Raw genomic sequence first — 26,010 nt, forward strand, 5'->3', positions numbered from 1 at the left:
CTGGGGTCTCCGGCGCTTCACGCTGCCGGGGTGCGCAGATGTCGCAGAGCTCGGTGGGGAAACCGTGGATGCACTCGTCGGTCACGACTGTTGAGGGTCCTTCCGTGCCGTGTGGGGGTGGTCCGGCACGTCGACCAACGCTACGTCATCCGGACGGCCACGGGGTCACTGTCGGTAGAGCAGGGCACGCACCTCGGACTCGGCCGATGCGAGGCGCTTCGGGTCGATGGTCTCGCCGTGGGCGTAGGCGTCGAGCAGACGCGGGTCGATGTAGCTCTGTCGGCACACCGTCGGGGTGTTGCCGAGCTCGTCACTCGCCGCCTTCACCGCGTGCGAGACCGCCTTCTTCCGCTTGGCCTCCGACGGCTGCGGTCCGGTCTTCGCCAGGTCGACGGCGGCGGCGACCGTGCCGTGCAGCGTGCGGAAGTCCTTCGCGGTGAACTCGTCCCCGGCGCGCTCCTTGACGTAGGCGTTGATGTCCTCGGCGGACAGGGGTTCCCACTCGGCGCCACGCCGTTCGCGGAACGACAGCAGTCGGGCGTTCGGCCCGCGCCGCTTCATGCCGGCGATGACGCGGGCCAGGTCGTGGTCGTGGATGGACGAGGACCACTCCTGGCCGCTCTTGCCCGGGAAGTCGAGCTCGATGTCGTCGCCGGACACGTGGGCGTGGGCGCAGAGCAGCGTCGAGAGCCCGCGGCTGCCGTGCTCGGTGGCGTACCGCTCCGAGCCGACGCGGAGCGACCCCTGGTCGAGCATCCGGAAGGCCGCTGCGAGAGCGCGCTGCCGGTCCGGCTCCGGCCGACGGAGGTCCTGCGTGACACCACGGCGCGCCACCGGCAGCGACTCGGCGAGGGCGAGCGCGCGGTCGTACTTGATGCGGTCCATGCGCTCGCGCCAGGACGGGTGGTACATGTACTGCCGACGGCCGGCACCGTCGATGCCGGTGGCGAGGATGTGCCCGTTCTCGTACGGGGAGATCCAGACGTCGTCCCACGCCGGCGGGATGACGAACTCGTCGAGCCGCGCGCGCTCCGTCGGATCGGTGACGGTGTTGCCGGCTGGGTCACGGTACGAGAAACCCCGGCCGGAACGGACGCGGTGGTAGCCACGTCCGCCGGTCCGGGATCTGCGGAGACGGGTCACTCCTCAGAGAGTGCCCGCGCGACCCTGTGACCGACCGGAGACAGGCGCACGACCGGCACCGCGCCTCCAGGCCGACACGCACGCCGTGGGAGGACGCGGTGGACCAGGGCGGAACACGACAGCGGGGCCGGACCCGAAGGTCCGACCCCGCTGCAGCTGGTGACAGGAGTTACTTGATGATCTTCTCGACCGTACCGGCGCCGACCGTACGACCACCCTCACGGATGGCGAAGCGGAGGCCCTCCTCCATGGCGATCGGCTGGATCAGCTCGACGGTCATGGCGACGGTGTCACCGGGCATGACCATCTCGGTGCCCTCGGGCAGCGTGATGACGCCGGTGACGTCCGTGGTGCGGAAGTAGAACTGCGGGCGGTAGTTCGCGTAGAACGGGTTGTGACGCCCACCCTCGTCCTTGGTCAGGATGTACGCGTTCGCCTGGAACTCGGTGTGCGGCGTGACCGAACCCGGCTTCACGACGACCTGGCCGCGCTCCACGTCCTCGCGCTTGAGGCCACGGATGAGCAGACCGGTGTTGTCACCGGCGACCGCCTGGTCGAGCAGCTTGCGGAACATCTCGATGCCCGTGACGGTGGTCTTCTGCGTCGCGCGGATGCCGACGATCTCGACCTCCTCGTTCAGGTTGAGCGTGCCACGCTCGACGCGACCGGTGACGACCGTGCCACGACCGGTGATCGTGAAGACGTCCTCGATCGGCATCAGGAACGGCTGGTCGGTGGCGCGCACCGGGTCCGGCACGTTCTCGTCGACCTGGGCCATGAGGTCCTGGACCGACTTGACCCACTTCTCGTCGCCCTCGAGCGCCTTGAGCGCCGAGACCTGCATGACGGGGGCGTCCTCGTCGAACTGCTGCGAGCCGAGGAGCTCGCGGACCTCGAGCTCGACGAGCTCCAGGATCTCCTCGTCGTCCACCATGTCGGACTTGTTCAGCGCGACGACGATGTAGGGGACGCCGACCTGGCGGGCGAGCAGGACGTGCTCACGCGTCTGGGGCATCGGGCCGTCGGTGGCGGCGACCACGAGGATCGCGCCGTCCATCTGCGCCGCACCCGTGATCATGTTCTTCACGTAGTCGGCGTGACCGGGGGCGTCGACGTGCGCGTAGTGACGCTTCTCGGTCTGGTACTCCACGTGGGAGATGTTGATCGTGATGCCGCGCTGGCGCTCCTCGGGAGCGTTGTCGATCTGCGCGAAGTCGCGGGCCTCGTTGAGGTCCGGGTACTGGTCGTGCAGAACCTTGGTGATCGCCGCCGTGAGCGTGGTCTTGCCGTGGTCGACGTGACCGATGGTTCCGATGTTGACGTGCGGCTTGGTGCGCTCGAACTTGGCCTTGGCCACTGGGGTCCTCCTCAGGACTCGGAAGCGTCACCCCCGGCCGGCCCTGGATGGGCTCGGAACCGTTGGTGCGCGGTGTGTGTCTGTACTTTACTTGGTGGCGAGGGGCCCGTCGCCGGGCGCCCCCGCCTGTGGAGAAGCGCTGAGCGCTACTCCCCCGCGTTCTTCGCGATGATCTCCTCGGCGACCTTGGCCGGGACCTGGCTGTAGGTCTCGAAGGTCATCGAGTAGACCGCACGACCAGAGGTCTTCGACCGCAGGTCGCCGACGTAGCCGAACATCTCGGACAGCGGCACGCTCGCGCGGACCACCTTGACGCCCGAGGCGTCCTCCATCGAGGCGATCTGGCCACGACGGGAGTTCAGGTCACCGATGACGTCGCCCATGTACTCCTCCGGAGTACGGACCTCGACGGCCATGATCGGCTCGAGGATCGCCGGACCGGCCTTGCGGGCCGCTTCCTTGTAGGCGATCGAACCGGCGATCTTGAACGCCATCTCGGACGAGTCGACGTCGTGCGCCGCGCCGTCCTTGAGGATGGCCTTCACGCCGACGGTCGGGTAGCCCGCGAGGATGCCGACCTGCATGGCGTCCTGGATACCGGCGTCGACCGACGGGATGTACTCACGCGGCACGCGACCACCGGTGACGGCGTTCTCGAACTCGTAGACCTTCTCGGCCGTGACTTCCATCGGCTCGAGGGCGATCTGCACCTTCGCGAACTGGCCGGAACCACCGGTCTGCTTCTTGTGCGTGTAGTCGTAGCGCTCGACGACCTTGGTGAGCGTCTCGCGGTAGGCCACCTGGGGCTTGCCGACGCTCGCCTCGACCTTGAACTCACGCTTCATGCGGTCGACGAGGATGTCGAGGTGGAGCTCGCCCATGCCCTTGATCGTCGTCTGACCGGTCTCGGCGTTGAGCTCGACGCGGAACGTCGGGTCCTCTTCGGCGAGCTTCTGGATGGCCGTGGAGAGCTTCTCCTGGTCGGCCTTCGTGTTCGGCTCGATGGCGACCTCGATGACCGGCTCCGGGAACGTCATCGACTCGAGGACGACCTGGTTCTGCGGGTCGCAGAGGGTGTCACCGGTGGTGGTGTCCTTGAGGCCGATGACCGCGTAGATGTGGCCGGCGGTCACGTTGTCGACCGGGTTCTCCTTGTTGGAGTGCATCTGGAAGATCTTCCCGATGCGCTCCTTCTTGCCCTTGGTCGAGTTGATGACCTGGGCACCGGACTCGATCGAGCCGGAGTAGACGCGGACGTACGTGAGGCGACCGAAGAAGGGGTGCACCGCGACCTTGAACGCCAGGGCCGAGAACGGCTCCGACGAGTCGGGCTTGCGGATGATCTCCTTCTCCTCGTCCTTGACGTCGTGGCCGATCATCGGCGGCACGTCGAGCGGGGACGGGAGGTAGTCGATGACGGCGTCGAGCATCGGCTGGACACCGCGGTTCTTGAAGGCCGAGCCGCACAGGACGGGGTAGACCTCGGACGCGATCGTGAGCTTGCGGATCGCGTTCTTGATCTCGTCCTTGGTGAGCTCCTCGCCACCGAAGTACTTCTCGAGCAGGGCGTCGTCGGTCTCCGCGACGCGCTCGATCAGCTTGGCGCGGTACTCGTCCGCACGGTCCTTGAGGTCCGCGGGGATCTCCTGGACCTCGTACTGGGCGCCCATGGTGACGTCACCCTTGGCATCGCCCGGCCAGACCTTGGCGTGCATCTCGATGAGGTCGACGATCCCGACGAAGTCGTTCTCGGCGCCGATCGGGAGCTGGAGCACGAGGGGCTCCGCGCCGAGGCGGTTGATGATGGTGTCGACGGTGAAGTAGAAGTCGGCGCCCAGCTTGTCCATCTTGTTGACGAAGCAGATGCGCGGGACGTCGTACTTGTCCGCCTGACGCCACACGGTCTCGGACTGGGGCTCGACGCCCTCCTTGCCGTCGAAGACGGCGACCGCACCGTCGAGGACGCGGAGCGAACGCTCCACCTCGACCGTGAAGTCCACGTGACCAGGGGTGTCGATGATGTTGATCTGGTTGTTGTCCCAGAAGCAGGTCGTCGCGGCCGACGTGATCGTGATGCCGCGCTCCTGCTCCTGCGCCATCCAGTCCATCGTGGCAGCGCCGTCGTGGACCTCACCGATCTTGTGCGTGATGCCCGTGTAGAACAGGATGCGCTCGGTCGTCGTCGTCTTGCCGGCATCGATGTGCGCCATGATGCCGATGTTGCGGACCTTGTTCAGGTCGGTGAGCACGTCCTGTGCCACAGGGTTCCTCCGGAAGAGTTGTAGGAGAGGTTGGCGGCCGGGCGGGCGCCGGGGTTCTTGACCACCGGCGCCCGCACGGTGCCGGGACTACCAGCGGTAGTGGGCGAAGGCCTTGTTCGACTCGGCCATCTTGTGCGTGTCCTCGCGGCGCTTGACCGCGGCGCCGAGACCGTTCGACGCGTCGAGGATCTCGTTCATGAGACGCTCGGTCATCGTCTTCTCGCGACGGGCCTTGGCGTACGAGGTGAGCCAACGCAGCGCGAGGGTGTTCGCGCGGTGCGGCTTGACCTCGACCGGCACCTGGTAGGTCGAGCCACCGACGCGGCGGCTGCGGACCTCGAGGGTCGGACGGACGTTGTCGAGCGCCTTCTTCAGCGTCACGACGGCGTCCTGCTGGTTCTTGGCGGAGACGCCTTCGAGTGCACCGTAGACGATGCGCTCGGCGAGGCCCTTCTTGCCGTCGAGCAGGATCTTGTTGACGAGCTGGCTGACGATCGGCGCACCGTAGACCGGGTCGGCGACGACGGGACGCTTGGGAGCGGGACCCTTACGAGGCATCTAACTCAACCCTTCTTCGCGCCGTAGCGGCTGCGAGCCTGCTTACGGTTCTTGACTGCCTGGGTGTCCAGGGCGCCACGGATGATCTTGTAACGGACACCCGGGAGGTCCTTCACACGACCGCCACGGACGAGCACCATCGAGTGCTCCTGGAGGTTGTGGCCCTCACCGGGGATGTAGGCCGTGACCTCGGTGCCGTTCGAGAGCTTGACACGAGCGACCTTGCGCAGTGCCGAGTTCGGCTTCTTCGGGGTGGTGGTGTAGACGCGGGTGCACACGCCACGCTGCTGGGGGTTCGCCTTCAGGGCGGGCGCCTTGGTCTTGGTGACCTTCGGCGTACGACCCTTGCGAACCAGCTGCTGGATGGTAGGCAACTGTTCTCCTGGTTCTTCGCTCGTGCTCTCTGGCCGGCGCGTTCCGCCGGCTTCCTCGTCCCACGCTGATCACCGCCGGACGGCGGACGATCGAGTGGGGGACGGAGTGGTCCGACTGGGCGTTCCGCCCGCCGGACTTTTCGGGCGCGCCCGAGGGCGCACACCCGGTAGAGACTACCTGCGGAGCGGGACGAAATCAATCCGGGTCACCCCGGGCACGGACACCGTCATGAGCCGGTGTCAGAGGAACCGTTGCCCACGGCGGAGCGGAACGTCGCACCGTCGTCGGAGAAGCCGGTGACGTACCCGCTCGCGTTCACGTCGAGCGGCCCGGCAGAGGCGGTCCCGGTGCCGGCAGCGCCGGAGATGTCCGCCGTGTAGGTCGCACGACCGGCGGTGGTCGTGCTCACCAGCCACCCGTTGCTCGTCCAGTCGCCGACCGACACCGTGGGCCGCGACTCCAGCGTCCACTTCTGGTTCGTGTAGGTGAAGGCGGGGTCCTGCCCGTAGGCGTAGAAGCTGCACCCGGTCGGAGCCGCGTCGGTCGACGCGATGCAGCGATCCACCCAGGCGTCCACCGCTCGTTCGGCGGCTCGCTGCCCGGCCTCCGTCAGGGTCACCGTCGTCTGCACCGGCCGCGTCGGGACCTGCCCGAAGCCGCTGACGGTCGCGGACCCACCCTTCGCGGTCGTCCACCTGCCGCCGTCGAACGTGACGTCGTACGTGCCCGGCAGGGCTCGGAGACGGACGGTGCCGTCCTCCGCGGTCCGCGCCGCACGGCCCGCCACCTGCACCCTCGCACCGGCCGGCCCCCGGACGCCGACGTCGACCGTGCCCAGCTCCGGCGCCTGCAGCTCCCAGACCGGGAACACGCCCCAGTCGGTGCCGGTGCGGGCGAGCGTGAACGTCGCCGCCACGTCCTGCCCGCCCTGCCGCAGGTACGCGCGGACGGTCGCCGTGTCCCCCTCGGTCCGGGTGGCCGCGATCCGGTACCCGGTGACCTTGTCGGTGGCCTGCTCGTAGGCCGTGGCGCCGAGCAGCACGTCGGAGCGTTCGCGGTCGATGCCGGCGTCGTCGAGGGCGTCCGCCACCCGCCCCGCCGTCAGGTCGTCGAGGAACGCCCGCACGGGCCGGTCGGCCGAGTGCGAGGTCGAGCCGACCGAGTAGCCCACGCCACCGGCGACCAGGAGGAGCACGACGACCGCGCCGGAAGCGACCAGCGCGACGACCTGCCCCCGTCGCAACCGCCGCCGCGGTCGGCGCTGCCCCGTGGCGGCTCCGGCTGCGGGCGCGTCGACGGTGCCGCGGATCGAGGCCACGGTCGGCACGGCACCCCAGCCGCGCTGCTCGTCCGGGTCGTGCCCGTGCTGGTCGTTCATCGTTCCCCCGTCAGCTGTCCGTCGTGCTCCCGCAGACTACCGGCCGGTGGGTTCGTCACCCGTGGACGAACGACCGGCACTCCCCTGCCGCTCGTGGGTGTCCACCGGGTTCCGCGCCCCGTGCCGAGCCGCCGTGACGCCGCCGAGCACGGAGAGCAGGGCCACCACGACGGACCCGACCACGAACGGACCGAGGGCGTAGCCGGCCGGGAACACCAGGAGCTCGGTCAGGTCCGACCGGATCAGCGCGTACCCGACCGCGCCGACGCCGAGCATCACCAGGTAGGCGGTCGCCGCGGCCACCAGCGCGGTCACGCCCGGATTGCCCTCGCGCGCACCCACCGCGGTCGCGAGGAACACCACGACGGTCGCGCCGACCACCATCGCGGGTCCGAGGTACGGGGTGGCGTCGGGCTGCGAGATGACCTCGACGTCGGCGAGCAGGGACTCGAAGCCCGTGACGGCGATCACGAGCGCGATGAAGAGGACGGACGTCATCGTCGCGATCAACCACCGGGACATGGGGCGATCGTATCGCCGTCCGGCTGGTCGACGCCGGACCACGGCCACTGCGTCAGCCTGGAGGCCCGTGGTGGCGTCCGCCTCGGAGCCGTCCGGTCGGCGGTCGCCAGCGCACGGCCGGTGGCCGGGACGACCCTGACTTCGCGTCAGTCCCCCTTCGGGGCGTCCGCTGCCGCTGTGTCGCCTGGTTCCGCGAAGACGTAGACGGAGCCGGTCAGCGACCACGCCTGGTCGTCCATGGGGCTCGCCCCGCCGTCCGAGCTCGTCGAGGCGATGCCCGTCACGAGGAACAACCGCTGCCCGGACTGCACCGCCTTCGTGAAGGCGAGCGCTTGGTCGTAGGACCCCTTCACCGCGGCCGTGACGGGGATCACGACGAAGTTGGCCCCGGTGACGGCGGGGTCGGTCAGCGGGGCCGGAGCGGACGGCGTCGGCTCCGCAGTCGGCGTCGCGGTCGTCGAAGGGGACGGCTCCGACGCCGGCGCTGCCGCGACGGGGTCGTAGGCCTTCGCGTCACCGATCGTGATCGCCGTCACGGTGACACCGCTGGCGCCCGCCGCGTTGTTCAGCTGCGTCAGGAGCGCCGCCGTCGACGGGGTGGACGGGACCGAGACACGGAGGACGTCGAGCTCCGCCTTCGTCGCACCGAGCTCCTCGCTGGCCTTCTCGAGCCGCGCGAGTTCCGCACGGTTGCGGGCGTTCGTCGCGTCGATGTCCGTCTGCTGGGTCGAGTGGTCGGCGGCCTGTGCGAGCTGCGGTTGCACGCCGAGGAACCAGGCCCCGGCCAGGACGGCGCCGATCGCGACGAGGGCGACGACGAGTGAGAGACGGTTGCGGTTCACTTCGACTGCTCCTCGGTGTACCTGCCGTCGAAGGCCCCTGCTCCGAGGTGGACCTGGACGGTCGCGGAGTACCCGCCGGAGTCCTCCTGGAGGGCGACGGCCGTGATGCTCGAATCGGCGTACCCGTCGAGCTGCGACAACCGGGCGGTCCAGTCGGGCACGGACGGGATCGTCGGGCTGGAGACGGTCAGCTGCATCGTCGCGACACGGGCCTTCTCGAGCGGCACGGCCGACTGGGCGAAGGGGGTGGTGACGTCCGCGGAGTCGATGGTCATCGACGTGATGGCGACCCCCGACGGCAGGAGGGCCTTCAGCTGCGACAGGGTGCCGTTCCAGTCGATCTCCGTCGACCCACCGACGGCGCGTGCCGCCTCGAGGAGCTGGCTGTCCTGCTCGGCCTGGCGGACCTCCGAGAAGCGCTGTTGCTGTTGGAGCAGCGAGGTCGTCTCGGCCTGTGCGGCGGTCAGCGACGACGCGGTGTCCAGCTGGTGCACCGCCGCTGCCCCGACGGCGAGCGCCGCGACGGCGGCGACGACGATCACGCCGAGCCAGGCGCGCCGGGCGACGCCCCGTTCACGCCGGTCGGCGTGCACCTCCGGCGGGAGGAGGTCGACGCGCGGCTCACGCCCTGCGATCGACACCTGCGCGCGCTTGGAGGCCTTCCGCTCGCGCATCCCACCTGCGTCGTCCTCGGCGGTGGCCGGACGGGTCTCGGCGACGGTCATGCTGCTCTGCTCCCTACTGCCAGGCCGAACGCCACGGTGATGGCGTCGAGGTGGTCGACCACGTCGTCCGCGGGGATCGACCGGGCGAGACCGACGCCGTCGAACGCGTCGCCCACGGTGATCGGGAGCCGGATCTGCTCCGCGAGCGCCTGCTGCAGTCCCGCGAGACGCGCGCCGCCGCCGGCGACGACCACCCGGGTCACCGGCTCGGTGGGACGGGTGTTCACGAAGTAGTTGATCGTGTTCCGGAGGCTCGAGATGAGCTCGTTGACCGACATCGCGATGACGGAGACGGCGCGAGCGTCGTCCGCCGTCCGCTCCCGGCCGCCCAACCCGAGGTGGCGCTTCACCGCTTCGGCCTGGTCGAACGTGACGTCGAGGGTGCCGACCAGCGCCCGCGAGATGTCGTTGCCGCCGATCGGGATGATCCGGACGAACTGCGGCACACCGTCGGTCGCGATGACCACGCTGGTGGTGTCGGCACCGAACTGCACGACGGCGGCGGTGCCACGGGCACCCTGCCTGCTGAGCAGCACGCGGGTGAGGGCGAAGGGGATCATGTCGACGCCCACCGGGTTGAGCCCTGCGAGCTGCACCGCCTTGACGTTCGCGAGCACGGCGTCCTTGATCGCCGCGATCAGGAGCCCGTGCACGACCGGTCCGTTCTCGCTCTCACCCTCGGACACCGGGTAGAAGTCGAGGATCGCGTCACCGACGGGCACCGGGAGCATCTCCTGCACCTGGAACGGCAGGCTCTCGCGGATCTGCGGCATCGGCGCGAGCGGCACCGTGAGGTCGCGCGAGAGCACGCGCTGGTTCCCCATCCCGAGCACGACGTCCTTCGAGCGGAACCGACCCGTCGCCCACAGCTTGCGCAGGGCCGCGGCGACGGTGTTCGGCTCCAGGACCTCACCACGGCTCACGGCGTCCGGCGGGGTCGGCACCTCGGCGAAGCGCACCACCGTCGGACGTGCTCGGTCGGCGTCCGCGACCTCGACCGCTCGGATCGATGATCCGGCGATGTCGACACCCACGATGCTCTTGCCCATGATGCTGCTTTCGTTGACTGTGGAGGATGAGCGCGGTCAGGCGACGCCGAGGACGCGGAGGTACCCGGTCCAGAGTCCGTCGCCGAACGCGATGCCGAGCCATGCCCCCACCAGCATCGACGGACCGAACGGCAGGCCACCGCGCCAACGCGCGCGACCGCTGACGAGGAGTGCGAGGGCGACGGTACCGCCGACCACGAACGCACCGAAAGCACCCACTGCGAGGGGTCCCCATCCGAGGTACGCCAGGACGAGGCCGAGGACGACGGCCAACTTGACGTCCCCCAGCCCCATGCCTCCGGGCACCGCGAGGGCGAGGGCGAGGTAGGCGGTCCCCAGCACCGCTGCCCCGATCGCGGCCCGACCGAGCGCTCCCCAGTCGCCGTCGAGCGCGCTGACCAGCGCGAGCAGTACCGCCAGGACGACCGCCGACGGGTAGACGACGGCGTTTGGCAACGTGTGCGTGTCCGTGTCGATCAGCGTGAGCGCCACGGACATCCCCATCGCCCAGAGCAAGGCGACGAGCAGCACCACCTGCGCGGCCGTGCTCTGCGACGCACGGTCCGACGTCGCCGTCACCGCCAGGACGGCGGCGACCCCGAACAGGACCGCCGTGGCGAGTTCGACCAGGGGATAGCGCGCGGAGATGGGCGCCGAGCAGTCGCGGCACCGCCCCCGCAGCAGGAGCCAGGACAGCACGGGGACGTTGTCGCGGCGACGGATCGCGTGGCCACAGGCCGGGCAGGCGCTCGGTGGCGAGACCACGGACGCACCGGCCGGCACCCGGTGCACGACGACGTTGAGGAACGAGCCGACGAGCAGACCGAGCAGGGCGGACGCGCCGGTGAGCAGAGGGAGCAGGGGCTGGAGCGTCGTCATCGGCACGCACCGCCCGTCGTCTTCGCGCAGGAACCGTCCGCGGCGTAGGCCGCCTGCACCTCGACCTGGGTGGTGACCCCGTACGAGGTCGACACCGGCTGCAGGAACTTCGGCGGCGCGGTGGTCAGGAGGCGCTGGTCGTAGACGTAGTTCTTCGAGAACCCGGTGTTGCCGGTCGTCGCGACCGCTCCGCGCCAGTTCTGCGCGATCGAGCCGACCACCTTGAGGGTGCCGAGCTTCGGGCCGATGTCGTAGTTCTGGTTCCAGAAGGTGCCCGCGTTGCTGGCGATCGCCGCGGCCACCGTGATGGAAGCACCGCCGGACCGGTTCAACAGCCCGACACCCGCAGTGTTGCACCGCGAGGTGTCCGTCACGTACCCGACCCCCCACTGGTAGGTGGTCGGGTAGGAGGTGCAGCGCGCGGGATTGTAGATCTCGACGGCGTTCTGTCCCACGAGGCCGAGCACGTCGTTCGTCGGGCTCCCGTACGTGATGTCACCGGTGACCCAGACCGTGCCGGAGGACGCGATCGTCATCGCGCCGCTGAACGCCCCGCTGACGAACACGTCGCCGGCACTGCACCCGTACGTGTCGGAGGCCGAGCCGGTCTGGTACGAGTTGTCGGACCTTCCGCCGTTGATCCACTCGCCAGCGGCGGGGAACCCCTGGCCGTTGTCGAACGGCTGGTTGCGTGTCGTGGTCACGGATCCGTTCGCGCGCACGGTGACCGCGGTGGTGCAGTAGGTGTTCGAGTACCTCGACGGGTAGCTCGCACCCCACGCGTTGACGTTGTTCGACGCGGACGGGACGTCCTGCACGTACATGAGGTTCGACGGGAGCGTCGCGATCGTCGCCCCGGCGGCGCTCTGCAGGTCCGTGACCCCACCGCACAGTGCAGCGGCCTTGGCGGCGTCGTCGGCGGCGGAGACCGCTCCGGAAGCGCTGTCGACCTTGATCTGCGTGGCCTTCGACCATGGCGACCACACGGTCATCTTGCCGTTCCCGAGGAACTTCACGCGGGTCGGACCGGTGTACATGCACCCGGGCCGCGGGACCGTCGTCGGCAGGTCCGTGCGCGTCTCCTGCGACATGTTCGTGTTCAGTGCGGGGAGCCCGAGGTACGGGACCGCCGACGCCGGACCGCCGTTGAACGATCCGGCACAGCCCCCGCTCGCGGGGAGGACCGTCGTGTCGTGCTGCTCGACCGAGCCGTTGAAGACCGTGGAGCACGCGGAGGTGAAGACGTCGTTCGTCCGGATCGGGCCGTCCAGGGTGTCGGACCCGGCGAACTGCACCGCGGCGCACTTGCCGCTGACGGACTGCCACTGGTAGGCCGTCGTGCAGTCGCTCCCGGTGAGCGCCGGGTTCGACGATTCGTAGTTCGTGAAGTACAGGTAGTTGATGAAGCCGTCGCCCTTGAGGTTCGCGACGAGGGACCGGACGCTCGAGCCCGACTTCCCGGTGACCCGGACCCGGAGCACGCCCTTGCCGGAGTAGTCCGAGTTGTCGACCTCGTACCGGAACCACTGGTCGCTGGACCCCACGACCGGCGCCCAGTCCCGCCCGGAGGTGGTGAACGCGATGTTCTTGTCCGCGTTCACGAACGTCGACCCGCTCGACTTGCTGAACTGCGCGTCCGCGTTGCCGTAGAGGGCGTACCCGTTGTCGTTCGAGAGCTTCGACTGGTAGTCGGCGAGTCCTGCGTACGCCGCAGCCATAGCGTTCTGGAAGTTGCGGTCCGTCGCCGCCTTGACGGCACCCGAGGTCGAGACGGCGATCATCGTGGCGACGAGCAACATCATGACCGTACCGAAGATGAGCACGTTGCCGAGGATCATCCCGCGCTCGTCCCGGTGCGCCCGGTCCAGCACTCGGCTCAAGCGACCGATCATGGGGTTCCTGCTCCGATGCTCGTGCCGTAGACGACGTTGAAGAGGTACAGCGTGTTCTGGACGTGGGTGTTGCCGCTCGCCCCCGCGGCGGTCGATCCGAGCTCGAGGTTGACTCGGACGGCACGGATGTTGCCGAGCTGCGCGCTCGCGAGGGTGCCGTCCGGCTGGGTCGGCAGGGCTTTCCCGTCGGCGCCGAGGTACGTCAGCAGTGGGGCGCCGTCACTCGTCGGTGACGCGATCGGTCCGCCGATCACCAGGCTCCGCGCGGGCGTCTGCGACGTGGCGGGGAACGAGTAGAAGCCCTTCGTCGCCGACCCGTCCCACTGGTCCACCACGAGACGTTTCGCGGCGTTGAGCGAGTAGCGGACCTGGACGGGCTTGTCGGTGCTGTTGCCGTCCAGGTTGATGTAGGCGTAGAAGACCACCTGCGTGGGTCCGGCCTGCGTGACCGCAGCCGCGTAGGTGCCGTCGGCCTTCGGCAGCAGGCTCGCCGCGTGCACGTAGCGCGTCAGGGAGTTCATCGCGATCGACGCCGTCCGCGCGTTCTGGTCGGACGCGGTGTTGGTGGTGCCCGCACGCAGCGTCGAGGTGAAGAACCCGCCCACCGCGACGAGGATGATCATCGACACGCTGACGGCGACCAGCAGTTCGGACAGTGAGACGCCCGCCTGGTCCCGGTGGAGGCGGAGGACCAGCCGCCTCACGGTGTCTGACCCCGCGGGTCGAGGGTCAGCGTGTTGTCGTAGTTGATGACGACGAGGGTCGTCTTCTGGTTGACCATGCCGTTGGTGACCGGCTTGACGTTCGACGCCTTCGCCGCGATCTCGTTCTTGCTCGTCGACCCGAACGTGGTGCCGGAGGAGATCGTCCAGGTGCCGAACGGCAGGGCGATGGTGGCGGTGTCCGTGGTCGAGACCGGGAACCGCATCGTCATCCCCGCAGCACAACCGGGGTCGCCCGCCGCCGGGTTGACGGACGAAACGGCCGTGACGTACCGCCCCTTCACACCCGTGACGGTGGCGACGCCCATCTGGACGTCGGCGGTCGACGGCTGTCCGGGCGCGGTCGCGACGGTCGGGGGACTCACCCCGATGGCGTTCTCGGCGTCGGGTGTCGACCAGGACGACGGGTTCGGGCTGAGGCAGCTCGTCGATGCGCCCGGGGTGTTGGAGTAGGGCCCGGCGTACACCGTGTAGCCCGAGGTGAACGGGAAGACCGGCACCGACGGCCTCGACGCCGACGTGACGTTGAGCGAGGTGCTCGCCAGGTCCCATGGCCGGATCGTGTCCAGTCCCCCGGCGGTGCTCGACAGGGTCGTCGGCATGTTCGTGGGCAGGGTCGCCTGGTGCCCGGTCGCGTACTGCAGGGTCAGTCGGCTCGCCTGGTCGTAGACGAAGGGGACGGGTGCGCTCGCGCCGGCGGTCACCGAGATCGGCGACTGCACGGACGGTTGGCCCTGGTTGGTGTCGATGCCGCCACCAGCGTTCGCGGTGACGGTGTAGTCGCCCTGCGTCACGTTGACGGCGTACGAGCAGCCCTGGTCGTCGGTCGGGAGGACCGGGGTCGTCAGGGGGCTCCCGCCGCCGCCGCTGACCGGCGCGATGCTGATGCCGACACCCGCGGCGGGGGCGCCGGACGCGGTGGTGACCGAGATGATCACCGTGCCGTACCCGGGGTCGGTCACGGCGTCGCTCGGTGCGATGGCGGACGACACCGAGGTCGTGCTCGACCCACCACGCGGGTTGGGCCACGTGACCGTCTCGACGACGCTCTTGTACGCCAGCTTGCCGTTCGACGTTCCGCAGGCACCGGTTGCGCCGTCACTCTGGACCCAGCGCACGGCTCGGTCGACCTGGTAGGTGACACCGCCGATGGTCTTCTTGTTGTCCTCGCCGGCCCTGCTGAGCACCTTGAAGATGCCACCGGTGGACGCGGCAGCCGTCTGGCGGAGGGTGTCGATGTCCTGCGAGGCCAGGGCGACGGCGGTCTCGCGTCCGCGGTTCGTCTGGGTGAGCTGCAGGCTGTTCGCGATGCCGTAGGCGATGCCGATGGACATCACGGCGAACACCATCATGGCGACCATGACCTCGATGACCGAGAAGCCGGCCTCGGCATCGTGCCGGGACAGCCGGTCGCGCAGTCGTTGGATCATGGTCACCTCCTCGTCGTCCGATGTGGCGAAGGGCGGCCCGTCCGATCGACGGGCCGCCCTTCACTTGTTGCCTAGGCCGCGCCGCAGGCCTTGTCGACCACGGAGGTCGACTCGGTGATGCGGAAGGTCTTACCGCTGTCCGAGGTCTGCTGGATGCAGAACGTCGATGCGCCGGTGGTCGGGTTCGTCCCGTACTTGAGGTCCTTGGTGTTCGCGCTGACCGTCAGCCCGTACTTGCCGAGTTCGGTGTTCGAAGCCTCGAGCTTCTGCCCTGTGCTGGAACCGTCCGGCAGGTTGCCCTTCTCGGTCTGGTACGCGATGACGGCGGTCTTCGCGTTCGCGAGGTCGCTCTTGACTGCCGAGTCCTTCGCGTTGTTCTGCACGTTCAGGTACACCGGGATGGCGATCGCGGCGAGGATGCCGATGATGATGACGACGACCAGGAGCTCGATGAGCGTGAAGCCCTTCTCCTTGTCCTCGAGGAGACCCTTGCGGCGAGCGTCGAGCTTGCCCATGAGAGCGAAGTACATGGTGGTTTCCATTCTTCTGGGAATGCGTTTGGGTTGTGCAGGGAAGTGCTCCGCCGCCGCTGACAAGAGTATTCAGGGGCGTTTGCGGGCGGAATCCCGAGAACGGGGGGTCCGGACGCACCGAAATGCCCCCAGTAGCGGGGGCAATTCAGCGCTGGCCGCCCCCGCACGAGGGCCAGGAACGAGCTGCCGCTACTGGACGAGCGACGTGATCTGGAAGATCGGCAGGTACAGCGCGACGATCATGCCACCCACCACCACGCCCAGGAACGCGATGAGCAACGGCTCGATCAGCGCGGTGAGGGATTCCGTCGTGGATTCGACCTCGGCGTCGTAGAACACGGCGATCTTCTCGAGCATCACCTCGAGGGACCCGGCGTCTTCACCGACCGCGACCATCTGCGAAACCATTGCCGGGAACACTGTTTCTTTTTCCATCGGCGCGGCGATCGATTCGCCTTTCCGAACGCTTTCGGAAACGCGTTCGAGTGCTTTCTGCACGACGAAGTTGTTCGACACCTGACCGACGATCGACAATGCCTGGAGAATGGGGACGCCGGCCCCGATCATGTTCGAGAAGTTGCGGGCGAACCGAGCGATGACGATCTTGCGGGTCAGGGCGCCGAACACCGGCAGACGGAGCAGGATCGGGTCGCGGAAGTTCCGGAAACGGTCGGTGTTCTTGTTCGCGCGGTACCAGAGCCACGCGGCGATCAGCACGACCGCCAGCACCGGCCCGAGCCACCGCATCGCGTCGGACAGGGTCACGAGGATCTGCGTCGGCACGGGGAGCTGCCCGCCGAGCGACGAGAACATGTCCTGGAAGATCGGGACGATGAAGATGAGCATGATGACCACAGCGGCGAGCGACATGCACAGCACGACGACGGGGTAGGTCATCGCCGACTTGATCGTCGACCGGAGCTTGTGCTCCTTCTCGAAGTTCGTCGCGATCGAGTCCATGGCCTGGTCGAGGAACCCGCCGGTCTCCCCCGCACGGATCATGTTGATCATGATCGGCGGGAAGTCGACCGGGTACTTCGCCACGGCGTCGGAGAACGAGACGCCGCGCTCGACGTCGTCGCGGACCTTGCCGAGGATGTCCTTGAGCTTCTTGTTCTCGGTCTGGTCGGACAGGATCGTGAGTGCACGCAGGAGCGAGAGCCCCGACGTCAGCATGGTCGACGCCTGGCGCGACATGATCGCGAGGTCCTTGAGGCCGACGCCCTTCTCGAAGCCCGGGATCTTGATCTCGGTCTGCAGGCCGGTGCCGGCCTTCGCCTCGGTGATGGCGATCGGCGAGACGCCCATCCCCCGCAGGCGCTGGACGACGGCGCCTTCGGACGCGGCGTCGAGGCGCCCCTTGACGAGCTTGCCCGCGCCGTCGCGACCGCGGTAGTCGAACGCGAGGGACATCAGTAGCCTCCGGAGAACTTGTCGCCGAAGTCGATGCCGCTGGCGGCGATCGCGGCGGCCGAGGAGTCGGACGGGGACTCGACGCGCTGCACCAGCCGGTCGAAGCCCTCCTCGTCGTGCACCTTCTCCATCGCGGCCTTCCGCGAGACGGTGCCGACGTTGACCAGTTCGGCGAGGTCCTGGTCCATGGTGTGCATGCCGAGGTCACGGCCGGCCTGCATGGCCGAGGTGATCTGGTACGTCTTGCCCTCGCGGATGAGGTTGCCGATGGCGGGGGTGATCGTCATGATCTCGGTCGCGACGACCCGACCGACGCCGTTCGCCTTCGGCACGAGGGTCTGGCACACGACGCCCTGCAGGGTCGCCGCGAGCTGCGTGCGGATCTGGCCCTGCTGGTGCGGGGGGAACACGTCGATGACGCGGTCGATCGTGCCGGGAGCGCTCTGCGTGTGCAGGGTGGCGAAGACCAGGTGGCCGGTCTCGGCGGCGGTGAGGGCGACGGAGATGGTCTCGAGGTCGCGGAGCTCACCGATGAGGATGACGTCGGGGTCCTGGCGGAGCACGTGCTTCAGCGCCGAGGCGAACGACTGCGTGTCGGCGCCGACCTCGCGCTGGTTGATGATCGACCGCTTGTGCTCGTGCATGAACTCGATCGGGTCCTCGACCGTGACGATGTGGTCGGACCGCGTCTCGTTCACCATGTCGATCAGGGCGGCGAGGGTGGTCGACTTGCCGGAGCCGGTCGGGCCGGTGACGAGGACCAGGCCGCGGGGCAGCCCGGCGAACGCGCCGACGTGCTCGGGGATGCCGAGCTGCTTGAGCGTCTTGATCTTCGTGGGGATGATGCGGAACGCCGCACCCCAGTTGCCGCGCTGCTGGTAGTAGTTCACGCGGAAGCGGTACTCCGGGGACAGCGAGTACGCGAAGTCGAGCTCCTGGTCGTGGTCGAACTGGCCGGCCTGCTCGACGGACAGCAGCGTCTTGAGCGCCGCGATCACCTTGCCGCGCGACCACGCGCCTCCCGGCACGGCGGGGCGGAGCGAGCCGTCGACGCGGACGGTCGGCGGGGCATCGGCGGTGACGTGCAGGTCGGAGGCGCCCTGGTAGACGACCTGCGCGAGCGCCGTGATGAGATCGGGGTCGGCGACCTCGCGCGCGTGCCGGGCGAAGTCGATGTCGCCGGGGGCGGTCGAGCCCGGGGCGGTCGAGCCGGGCGCTGCGGCCGTCGTCATGGGCGCGCTGACCGAGGTCCCGGCGACGGGTGCGGTCGGCAGCTGCTGCGTCGGCGGTTCCGCGTAGCCGTAGGTGGCGGTCGAGGACGGCACGGCGGCGGGCGGGGTCACCGGCGCCGTCGAGGACGGTGCCGTGGGGACGGCAGCCGAGGCGAGGGGCGCCGCCCACGCCGACGCGTCGTCACCGAGGTCGTACACCTGCTCCTGCGGAGCCGCGGCGGCCGCCGCGGCGAGCCGGGCCGCACGGCGCGATCCCACCTCGGCGCCGGGCGTGCCCGGGTGCCACCCGGCGACGGGCTCGTCGCCGGGCATGGTGATGTCGTACACGGAGTCGGTCATGTGCGGGTCCTGTCCTCCGGTCACGCGACGACGCGCAGGATCTCGTCGACGCTCGTCATACCGAGCTTGACCTTCTCGAAGCCGTCCTGCCGGAGCGTGAGCATGCCCTGCTCCTGCGCCACCCGGCTGATCTCCGCGCTCGAGGCCCGGCCGACGGCGAGGCGCTCGATCTCCTCGGTGACGGTCATCACCTCGTGCAGGGCGATGCGACCGCGGTAGCCCGTGTTCGAGCAGACCGCGCAACCGACGGGGGCGAAGAACGCCGGCAGTTCGTCGCCGGCGCGCAGGAAGCCGAGCGCCTGGAGCTGCTCGACCTCGTACACGGCGGGCGCCTTGCACCGGTCGCACAGCCGACGCGCGAGTCGCTGGGCCACGACGGAGTCGAGCGCCGACCCGACGAGGAACGGCTCGATGTCCATCTCGGTCAGGCGCGTGACGGCGGACGGGGCGTCGTTGGTGTGCAGCGTCGAGAGCACGAGGTGCCCGGTCAGCGAGGCCTCGATCGCGATCTGCGCGGTCTCGTGGTCACGGATCTCGCCGAGCAGGACCACGTCGGGGTCGGATCGCAGGATGGACCGCAGCGCCGAGGCGAAGGTCAGCCCGGCCTTCGGGTTCACCTGCACCTGGTTGATGCCGGCCATGCGGTACTCGACCGGGTCCTCGACGGTGATGACGTTGATCTCGGGCTTCGCGACCGCGTTCAGCGTGGTGTACAGCGTCGTGGACTTCCCGGAACCGGTGGGCCCGGTGACCAGGATCATGCCGTACGGCTTCGAGTAGGACCGCTGGTACGCCTGGAAGTTCCGCTCGAGCAGGTTGAGGTCCTTGAGGGTCAACGACGTGTTCGTGTTGTCGAGGATCCGCATGACGACCTTCTCGCCCCACACCGTCGGCAGGGTCGCGACACGGAGGTCGATCTGCCGACCGCCGTGGCGGACCGACATGCGGCCGTCCTGCGGCTTGCGCCGCTCGGCGATGTCGATGTCGCTCATGATCTTCAGACGGCTGATGACGCCGTTCTGGATGTTCTTCGGGGCCGGCGCCATCTCGTGCAGCACACCGTCGATGCGGTAGCGGATCCGCACCTCGTGCTCGCCGGGCTCGATGTGGATGTCGGACGCGTGGTCCTGGATCGCCTGCGACACGAGCAGGTTCACGAACCGGACGATCGGGACGTCGTCGAGGGCTCCGTCGGCGATGTCGACCTGCGCGGTGGAGGTGGCGGACGCTTCTTCCTCGAGGGACGAGGTGAGGTCGTTCAGCTCGTCGTCGGCCCGGAGGTAGCGGTCGAGGGCGGCCACGAGGTCGCGCTCCTCGACCTGCAGCGGCTTGATCGTGCGACCGGAGGCCGTGCGGGCGTCGTCGATCGCGAGCACGTTCGTCGGGTTCACCATCGCGAGGATGAGCAGGTCGCCCTCGAAGCCGACGCCGAGCACACCGTGCCGCCGGCAGAGCGCCGCCGGCAGGATCGACACCGCGGTGCCGTCGACGGGGTAGTCGCTCAGCGGGACCGTGCGGGAGTTGTTCGACGCGGCGCGGGCGGTGATGAACTGGGCCTCGCTCACGACGCCCTGGTCGACCAGGCCGCGGATGGCGCGCTCGTCGAGGTCCTCGTCGCCCGTCATCGAGTCGAGGTGCTCGATCGGCAGGGCGCCGTTCAGGATGAGGATCTCGGACAGGGTCGCCATGAGTCCCGTGCCTCCTTGGACTCGCGCAGGGCGAGACGTCGTCGGGTGATGCGCCACCAGGGATGTCGCGCCTGACCACGCTACTTCCGGGGCACGCGCCGTCCGCAGTCCCAGAATGAGGGGGCGGGACCCCTCCGACTGCACCCAGAACAGGGGACTCGGGTCGACCCCCGCCGGGTCAGGTCGCGATCGACGCCGTGACGTGGGCGTCGCCGGCGACGAACCCGAGTCCCTCGTAGAGCCGGACGGCTCCGCTCGGGTTCTCGGCGTCGACGTCGAGCACCGCGGCGGCGAGCCCGTCGGCGCGCATCGCCCGGATCGCCGCGTCGAGCACGAGCGGGGCGAGCCCACGGCCGCGAGCGGACCGCACCACCCCGACCCAGTGCACGTACCCGAATGACCGCCCACGCGCCGCGAACGCGTCCGGGTCGACCTCGACGATCGCGAACGCGAGCACCCGGCCGTCCGCGTCGACGACGACTCGGGACAGGTCCGGTCGGCTGACGGCCGCGGTGAGGAACCCGTGCCAGTCCGAGGCGACCATCGGCTGCGATCCCCAGTGGTCGCGGAAGGCGTCGTTCTTGGCGGTGCGCAGCGGCTCGATGTCGTCCGCGGTGCTCGCTCGCACGACCAGCCCGTCCGGCAGCGCCTGCGATGACGGCCCGTCGTGCTGCTCGCCGAACACGAGCTGCATCGCGACCCAGGTGCGCGCGGGCGCGAAGCCGGCGCGGGCGGCGAGCCGGAGTCCGGACGCGCCGAGCGGGCCACCGACGTCGAGCGACGCGGGCAGGTCGACGTCGAGCAGCGCCAGCCGCTGCCGCGCCCGACCGACCTGCCAGTCGAGCACCCGCCGACCGACGCGACGACCGCGGTGTGCGGGGTGCACCGCCCCCTCGAGCACGGCCCGGGCCGCGGTGACGCGGGAGGGGACGTCGATGACGATGCCGAAGGCCTGCACATGCCCATCAGGATCGACCCCGACGACGGTGTCCCGCGGCACGTCCATGCCCTCGGTGGACAACGCTCGCTCCAGGGCCCCTGTGGAGGGACGAGCGAGCGGGTCGTCCTCCGCCGCGGCCGCCACTGCGACCGCGTGCATGCCGACGACGTCGTCCCGCGAGGCGGCCCGGAACGTCAGGCCACCCGTCGGCTCCGGGACGTCCAGGTGGGTCGGTGCCGTGATCCGTTCGCGCAGCGTCGCCATGTGCCCACCCTGCCACGGAGCCCCTGCCCGACGGACCGCCCGGGAAGCCCTCGACGCACGGCCGTCGCCGCGACATGATGAGGCATGGACATCACCAGCGTGACCGTGGGGCTGCCCGTCACCGACCTCGAGGCGTCCTGCCTGTGGTACGGCGCCGTCCTCGAGCGCACCGAGCCGGACCTCGAGCCCGAGGACGGCGTCGCCGAGTACGAGGTCGGCGGCATCTGGATCCAACTCGTCGTGGACGACCAGGCCGAGGTGCACCCGGCCCGGGTCCGGTTCGGGGTCGACGACGTCGCCGCCCAGCACGCGCGCATCGGCGCGCTCGGCATCGACGTCGGCCCGGTCGAGTGCGTCGCCGGCGCGGTCGACTGGTTCGACGTGCGCGACCCCGACGGCAACGTGCTGAGCCTGTACTCGCTGGTCGACGAGAAGGGCCGGACAGCGTGACCCCCTGACGGACGGGAGGCGCGGCGCGGCCCCGCACCGCGCCTCCCGTCCGCCACCCCCTCGCGGACGCGACCCGCAACGGCGAAGGGCCCCGCATCCTGACGGATGCGGGGCCCTTCGTGGATCACTTCAGGCTCAGTTGTAGGTGCCCGGCGTGAAGTCGTCCGACGAGAAGCTGTCGAAGTCGACGAAGCTCAGGTCGGCGTCCGAGAACGACGAGTCGTCGGCGAAGATGCGGTTGGGGTACCGCTCTGCCTTCGCCTCCTCGGTCGCGTTCACGTCCACGTCGCGGTACCGGCTGAGGCCCGTCCCGGCGGGGATGAGCTTACCGATGATGACGTTCTCCTTGAGGCCGACGAGGTGGTCCTGCTTGCCCTCCATGGCCGCCTGCGTGAGCACGCGGGTGGTCTCCTGGAAGGACGCGGCGGACAGCCACGACTCGGTCGCGAGGGACGCCTTCGTGATGCCCATGACCTCCTGGCGAGCCGAGGCGGTCTTGCGACCCTCCTGCAGCGCCGCACGGTTCAGCGCGTTGTAGCGCGACCGGTCGACGAGCTCACCCGGCAGCAGGTCGGTGTCGCCGTGGTCGACGACGGTGACCTTGCGGAGCATCTGACGCACGATGACCTCGATGTGCTTGTCGTGGATCGGCACGCCCTGCGAGCCGTACACGTCCTGCACACCGTTGACCAGGTGCTTCTGGACCTCGCGCACACCCTTGACCCGGAGGACCTCCTTGGGGTCCACCGTGCCGGCGATGAACTGCTCACCGAGCTCGACGTGCTGGTTGTCCTCGATGAGGAGCGTCGCACGCTTGAGCACCGGGTAGATGAACGGCTCGTCACCGTTGTCCGGCGTGAGGATGATCCGACGACCCTTGTCCGTGTCTTCGACGACGACGCGGCCGGGGGCCTCGGCGATCGGGGACGCGCCCTTGGGCGTGCGGGCCTCGAAGAGCTCCGTGACACGGGGCAGACCCTGGGTGATGTCGTCGGCCGAGGCCGAACCACCCGTGTGGAAGGTACGCATCGTCAGCTGGGTACCGGGCTCACCGATGGACTGGGCGGCGATGATGCCGACCGCCTCACCGATGTCGACCAGGTTGCCGGTGGCGAGCGAACGGCCGTAGCACTTCGCGCAGACACCGACGGCCGACTCGCAGGTCAGGACCGAGCGCACCTTGATGCTCTCGACACCGGCGGCGACGAGCTTGTCGATGAGCACGTCACCGACGTCCTCACCGGCCTCGGCGACGACCGTGCCCTGTGCGTCCACGGCCTCGGTGGCCAGGGTGCGGGAGTACACGGTGTTCTCGACGCGGGCGTCGCGCACGAGCTTGCCGTCGGCGTCCACGGTCGCGATCGGCAGCTCGAGGCCACGGGTCGTGCCGCAGTCGTCCTCACGGATGATGACGTCCTGCGAGACGTCCACGAGACGACGGGTCAGGTAGCCCGAGTCGGCGGTACGGAGAGCCGTGTCCGCCAGACCCTTGCGGGCACCGTGCGTGGCGATGAAGTACTCCGCCACGGTCAGGCCCTCGCGGTACGAGTTGATGATCGGGCGGGCGATGATCTCGCCCTTCGGGTTGTTCACCAGACCACGCATACCGGCGATGTTGCGGACCTGCAGCCAGTTACCACGAGCACCGGACGACACCATGCGGTTGATGGTGTTGTCGACCGGGAAGTTGTCACGCATCTCCTGCGCGATCTCGTTCGTGGCCTCGGTCCAGATCTTGATCAGGTCGGCGCGACGCTCGGAGTCGGTGATCAGACCCTTGTCGAACTCGCCCTGCACCTTGGCGGCCTGGACCTCGTAGCCCGCGATGATCTCCTTCTTGCGAGGAGGCGTCACGACGTCCGACAGGGCGACGGTCACACCGGAGCGGGTGCCCCAGTAGAAGCCGGCGTCCTTGATCCGGTCGAGCGCGGCGGCCGTCTCGGTCTTGGAGTAGCGCTCGGCGAGGTCGTTGACGATCGCGGAGAGCACGCCCTTGTCGGTCACCTTCTGGACGAACGGGTAGTTCGCCGGCAGGGTCTCGTTGAAGAGCGCACGGCCCAGGGTCGTCTCGAGCAGGATCGTGTCGCCCTGCTCGTAGCCCTCGGGAGCCTCACCCTCGGCGAAGTGGACGTCCGTCATGCGGATCTTCACCATCGCGTTGAGGTGCAGCGTGTGCTGGTCGTTCGCCAGGATCGCCTCGGCCACCGACGAGAACGCACGGCCCTCGCCCACGGCGCCCTCGCGGACGGTCGTGAGGTGGTGCAGACCGATGATCATGTCCTGTGCGGGCAGGGTCACCGGGCGGCCGTCGGACGGCTTGAGGATGTTGTTCGAGGCGAGCATCAGGATGCGGGCCTCGGCCTGGGCCTCGACCGACAGCGGCAGGTGCACGGCCATCTGGTCACCGTCGAAGTCCGCGTTGAACGCAGCACACACGAGCGGGTGGAGCTGGATGGCCTTGCCCTCGACGAGCTGCGGCTCGAAGGCCTGGATGCCCAGGCGGTGCAGCGTCGGCGCACGGTTCAGCAGCACGGGGCGCTCGCGGATGATCTCCTCGAGGACGTCCCACACCTGCGGGCGCGAACGCTCGACCATGCGCTTGGCCGACTTGATGTTCTGCGCGTGCGACAGGTCGATCAGGCGCTTGATCACGAACGGCTTGAAGAGCTCGAGCGCCATCTGCTTGGGCAGACCGCACTGGTGCAGCTTCAGCTGCGGGCCGACGATGATGACCGAACGGCCCGAGTAGTCGACGCGCTTGCCGAGCAGGTTCTGGCGGAAACGACCCTGCTTGCCCTTGAGCATGTCGCTCAGGGACTTCAGGGCGCGGTTGCCGGTACCCGTGACGGGACGACCACGACGGCCGTTGTCGAACAGCGCGTCGACCGCTTCCTGCAGCATGCGCTTCTCGTTGTTCACGATGATCTCGGGGGCACCGAGGTCGAGCAGGCGGCGGAGACGGTTGTTGCGGTTGATCACACGACGGTAGAGGTCGTTGAGGTCCGACGTGGCGAAGCGGCCACCGTCGAGCTGCACCATCGGGCGCAGCTCCGGCGGGATGACCGGCACGACGCCGAGCACCATCGCTGCCGGCGAGTTGCCGGTGGCGAGGAAGGAGCTGACGACGCGCAGACGCTTGATCGCGCGGATCTTCTTCTGGCCCTTGCCCTCGGCGATCTGCAGGCGCAGCGCCTCGGCCTCGGCGGCCAGGTCGAACGCCTCGAGCCGGAGCTTGATCGCCTCGGCGCCCATGTAGGCGTCGAAGTAGATCCCGAACCGGTCCTGGAGCTCGTGGAAGACGGCGTCCTCGGGCTTGAGGTCGCCCACCTTGAGGTTGCGGAAGTCCTCCCACACACGCTCGAGACGGGTGATGTCCTCGTCGAACGACTTGCGGACCTGGGACATCTCCTTCTCGGCGGTGTCCTTGGTGCGGCGCTTGACGTCGGCCTTGGCGCCCTCTTCCTCAAGGGCTGCGAGGTCGTCCTCGAGCTTCTTGAGGCGGTCGGCGATGATCGAGTCGCGCTGGCCCTCGAGGGTCTTGATCTCGAGACGCATCTCGTTCTCGAGACCGGGCATGTCGGCGTGACGGCCCTCTTCATCGATGTCGATGATCATGTACGCCGCGAAGTAGATGACCTTCTCGAGGTCCTTCGGCGCCATGTCGAGCAGGTAACCGAGGCGCGACGGGACGCCCTTGAAGTACCAGATGTGCGTGACGGGTGCGGCGAGCTCGATGTGGCCCATGCGCTCACGGCGGACCGAGGACTTGGTGACCTCGACGCCGCAGCGCTCGCAGACGATGCCCTTGAAGCGGACACGCTTGTACTTGCCGCAGGCGCACTCCCAGTCGCGGGAGGGACCGAAGATCTGCTCGCCGAACAGACCGTCCTTCTCGGGCTTCAGGGTGCGGTAGTTGATGGTCTCCGGCTTCTTGACCTCGCCGTACGACCACTGACGGATGTCCTCGGCGGTCGCGAGGCCGATCCGAATGGCGTCAAAGGAAGTTGCTTCGAGCAAT

The 26,010-nt window shown here is 69.0% G+C and carries 21 protein-coding genes; 1 reads left to right on the forward strand and 20 read right to left on the reverse strand.

Annotated features, from left to right (window positions below):
- Positions 1 to 165: 165 nt before the first annotated feature.
- From LEL83_RS06670 to LEL83_RS06760, 19 genes are all read right to left on the reverse strand, one after another.
- Positions 166 to 1,143: a DNA topoisomerase IB gene (locus tag LEL83_RS06670; RefSeq protein WP_198656997.1), complete on the reverse strand. Its 978-nt coding sequence runs from the start codon at positions 1,141 to 1,143 to the stop codon at positions 166 to 168.
- A gap of 169 nt (positions 1,144 to 1,312) precedes the next feature.
- Entirely contained in the window at positions 1,313 to 2,500 is a 1,188-nt protein-coding gene (tuf, locus tag LEL83_RS06675) for an elongation factor Tu (RefSeq protein ID WP_225558220.1), read from the reverse strand.
- A 146-nt stretch (positions 2,501 to 2,646) separates the two neighbouring features.
- Positions 2,647 to 4,761, reverse strand: a complete 2,115-nt coding sequence (gene fusA, locus LEL83_RS06680) for an elongation factor G (RefSeq protein WP_198656998.1) — start codon at positions 4,759 to 4,761, stop codon at positions 2,647 to 2,649.
- Between the two features lie 87 nt (positions 4,762 to 4,848).
- A complete protein-coding gene (gene rpsG / locus LEL83_RS06685; protein ID WP_017885539.1) occupies positions 4,849 to 5,319 on the reverse strand; it encodes a 30S ribosomal protein S7 in 471 nt (156 codons plus the stop codon).
- A 5-nt stretch (positions 5,320 to 5,324) separates the two neighbouring features.
- A complete protein-coding gene (gene rpsL, locus LEL83_RS06690; protein WP_017885540.1) occupies positions 5,325 to 5,693 on the reverse strand; it encodes a 30S ribosomal protein S12 in 369 nt (122 codons plus the stop codon).
- Between the two features lie 227 nt (positions 5,694 to 5,920).
- Positions 5,921 to 7,072, reverse strand: a complete 1,152-nt coding sequence (locus LEL83_RS06695; protein WP_225558221.1) for a hypothetical protein — start codon at positions 7,070 to 7,072, stop codon at positions 5,921 to 5,923.
- A 36-nt stretch (positions 7,073 to 7,108) separates the two neighbouring features.
- Positions 7,109 to 7,594, reverse strand: a complete 486-nt coding sequence (locus LEL83_RS06700) for a DUF6121 family protein (RefSeq protein WP_225558222.1) — start codon at positions 7,592 to 7,594, stop codon at positions 7,109 to 7,111.
- Positions 7,595 to 7,740: 146 nt separating this feature from the next.
- The gene (locus LEL83_RS06705) at positions 7,741 to 8,436 is read right to left on the reverse strand and encodes a type IV pilus inner membrane component PilO (RefSeq protein WP_225558223.1); all 696 of its coding nucleotides are present in this window, start codon (positions 8,434 to 8,436) and stop codon (positions 7,741 to 7,743) included.
- Complete coding sequence (locus LEL83_RS06710; protein ID WP_198657002.1) at positions 8,433 to 9,161, reverse strand: hypothetical protein; 729 nt, start codon at positions 9,159 to 9,161, stop codon at positions 8,433 to 8,435. The genes LEL83_RS06705 and LEL83_RS06710 overlap by 4 nt, the downstream gene beginning before the upstream one ends.
- Positions 9,158 to 10,210 (reverse strand): type IV pilus assembly protein PilM, encoded by a 1,053-nt coding sequence (pilM, locus tag LEL83_RS06715; RefSeq protein ID WP_198657003.1) that lies wholly within the window; start codon positions 10,208 to 10,210, stop codon positions 9,158 to 9,160. The genes LEL83_RS06710 and pilM overlap by 4 nt, the downstream gene beginning before the upstream one ends.
- Before the next feature lie 36 nt (positions 10,211 to 10,246).
- Positions 10,247 to 11,089: a prepilin peptidase gene (locus LEL83_RS06720; RefSeq protein ID WP_225558287.1), complete on the reverse strand. Its 843-nt coding sequence runs from the start codon at positions 11,087 to 11,089 to the stop codon at positions 10,247 to 10,249.
- Positions 11,086 to 12,969, reverse strand: a complete 1,884-nt coding sequence (locus LEL83_RS06725; protein WP_225558224.1) for a hypothetical protein — start codon at positions 12,967 to 12,969, stop codon at positions 11,086 to 11,088. The genes LEL83_RS06720 and LEL83_RS06725 overlap by 4 nt, the downstream gene beginning before the upstream one ends.
- 8 nt (positions 12,970 to 12,977) lie before the next feature.
- Complete coding sequence (locus LEL83_RS06730; RefSeq protein ID WP_225558225.1) at positions 12,978 to 13,604, reverse strand: hypothetical protein; 627 nt, start codon at positions 13,602 to 13,604, stop codon at positions 12,978 to 12,980.
- 77 nt (positions 13,605 to 13,681) lie between these two features.
- Positions 13,682 to 15,133: a prepilin-type N-terminal cleavage/methylation domain-containing protein gene (locus LEL83_RS06735; protein WP_198657006.1), complete on the reverse strand. Its 1,452-nt coding sequence runs from the start codon at positions 15,131 to 15,133 to the stop codon at positions 13,682 to 13,684.
- Positions 15,134 to 15,204: 71 nt separating this feature from the next.
- Complete coding sequence (locus tag LEL83_RS16190) at positions 15,205 to 15,663, reverse strand: type II secretion system protein (RefSeq protein ID WP_308009886.1); 459 nt, start codon at positions 15,661 to 15,663, stop codon at positions 15,205 to 15,207.
- A gap of 192 nt (positions 15,664 to 15,855) precedes the next feature.
- Complete coding sequence (locus LEL83_RS06745; RefSeq protein WP_225558226.1) at positions 15,856 to 17,079, reverse strand: type II secretion system F family protein; 1,224 nt, start codon at positions 17,077 to 17,079, stop codon at positions 15,856 to 15,858.
- On the reverse strand, positions 17,079 to 18,650 hold the full coding sequence (locus tag LEL83_RS06750; RefSeq protein WP_308009887.1) for a type IV pilus twitching motility protein PilT: 1,572 nt from the start codon (positions 18,648 to 18,650) through the stop codon (positions 17,079 to 17,081). The genes LEL83_RS06745 and LEL83_RS06750 overlap by 1 nt, the downstream gene beginning before the upstream one ends.
- 20 nt (positions 18,651 to 18,670) lie before the next feature.
- Positions 18,671 to 20,338, reverse strand: a complete 1,668-nt coding sequence (locus LEL83_RS06755) for a GspE/PulE family protein (protein WP_225558227.1) — start codon at positions 20,336 to 20,338, stop codon at positions 18,671 to 18,673.
- Positions 20,339 to 20,516: 178 nt separating this feature from the next.
- The gene (locus LEL83_RS06760) at positions 20,517 to 21,542 is read right to left on the reverse strand and encodes a GNAT family N-acetyltransferase (protein ID WP_225558228.1); all 1,026 of its coding nucleotides are present in this window, start codon (positions 21,540 to 21,542) and stop codon (positions 20,517 to 20,519) included.
- Positions 21,543 to 21,626: 84 nt separating this feature from the next.
- Here LEL83_RS06760 and LEL83_RS06765 point away from each other — a divergent pair, with 84 nt between their 5' ends.
- Positions 21,627 to 21,992, forward strand: coding sequence for a VOC family protein (locus LEL83_RS06765; RefSeq protein WP_225558229.1), 366 nt, complete (start codon positions 21,627 to 21,629; stop codon positions 21,990 to 21,992).
- Positions 21,993 to 22,127: 135 nt separating this feature from the next.
- Here the strand turns inward: LEL83_RS06765 and rpoC are convergent, their stop codons facing one another.
- Positions 22,128 to 26,009: a DNA-directed RNA polymerase subunit beta' gene (gene rpoC, locus LEL83_RS06770; RefSeq protein WP_225558230.1), complete on the reverse strand. Its 3,882-nt coding sequence runs from the start codon at positions 26,007 to 26,009 to the stop codon at positions 22,128 to 22,130.
- Position 26,010 lies beyond the last annotated feature (1 nt).

Origin of the sequence: Curtobacterium oceanosedimentum (assembly GCF_020297365.1) — a bacterium.
In the GTDB taxonomy this organism is placed as follows: domain Bacteria; phylum Actinomycetota; class Actinomycetes; order Actinomycetales; family Microbacteriaceae; genus Curtobacterium.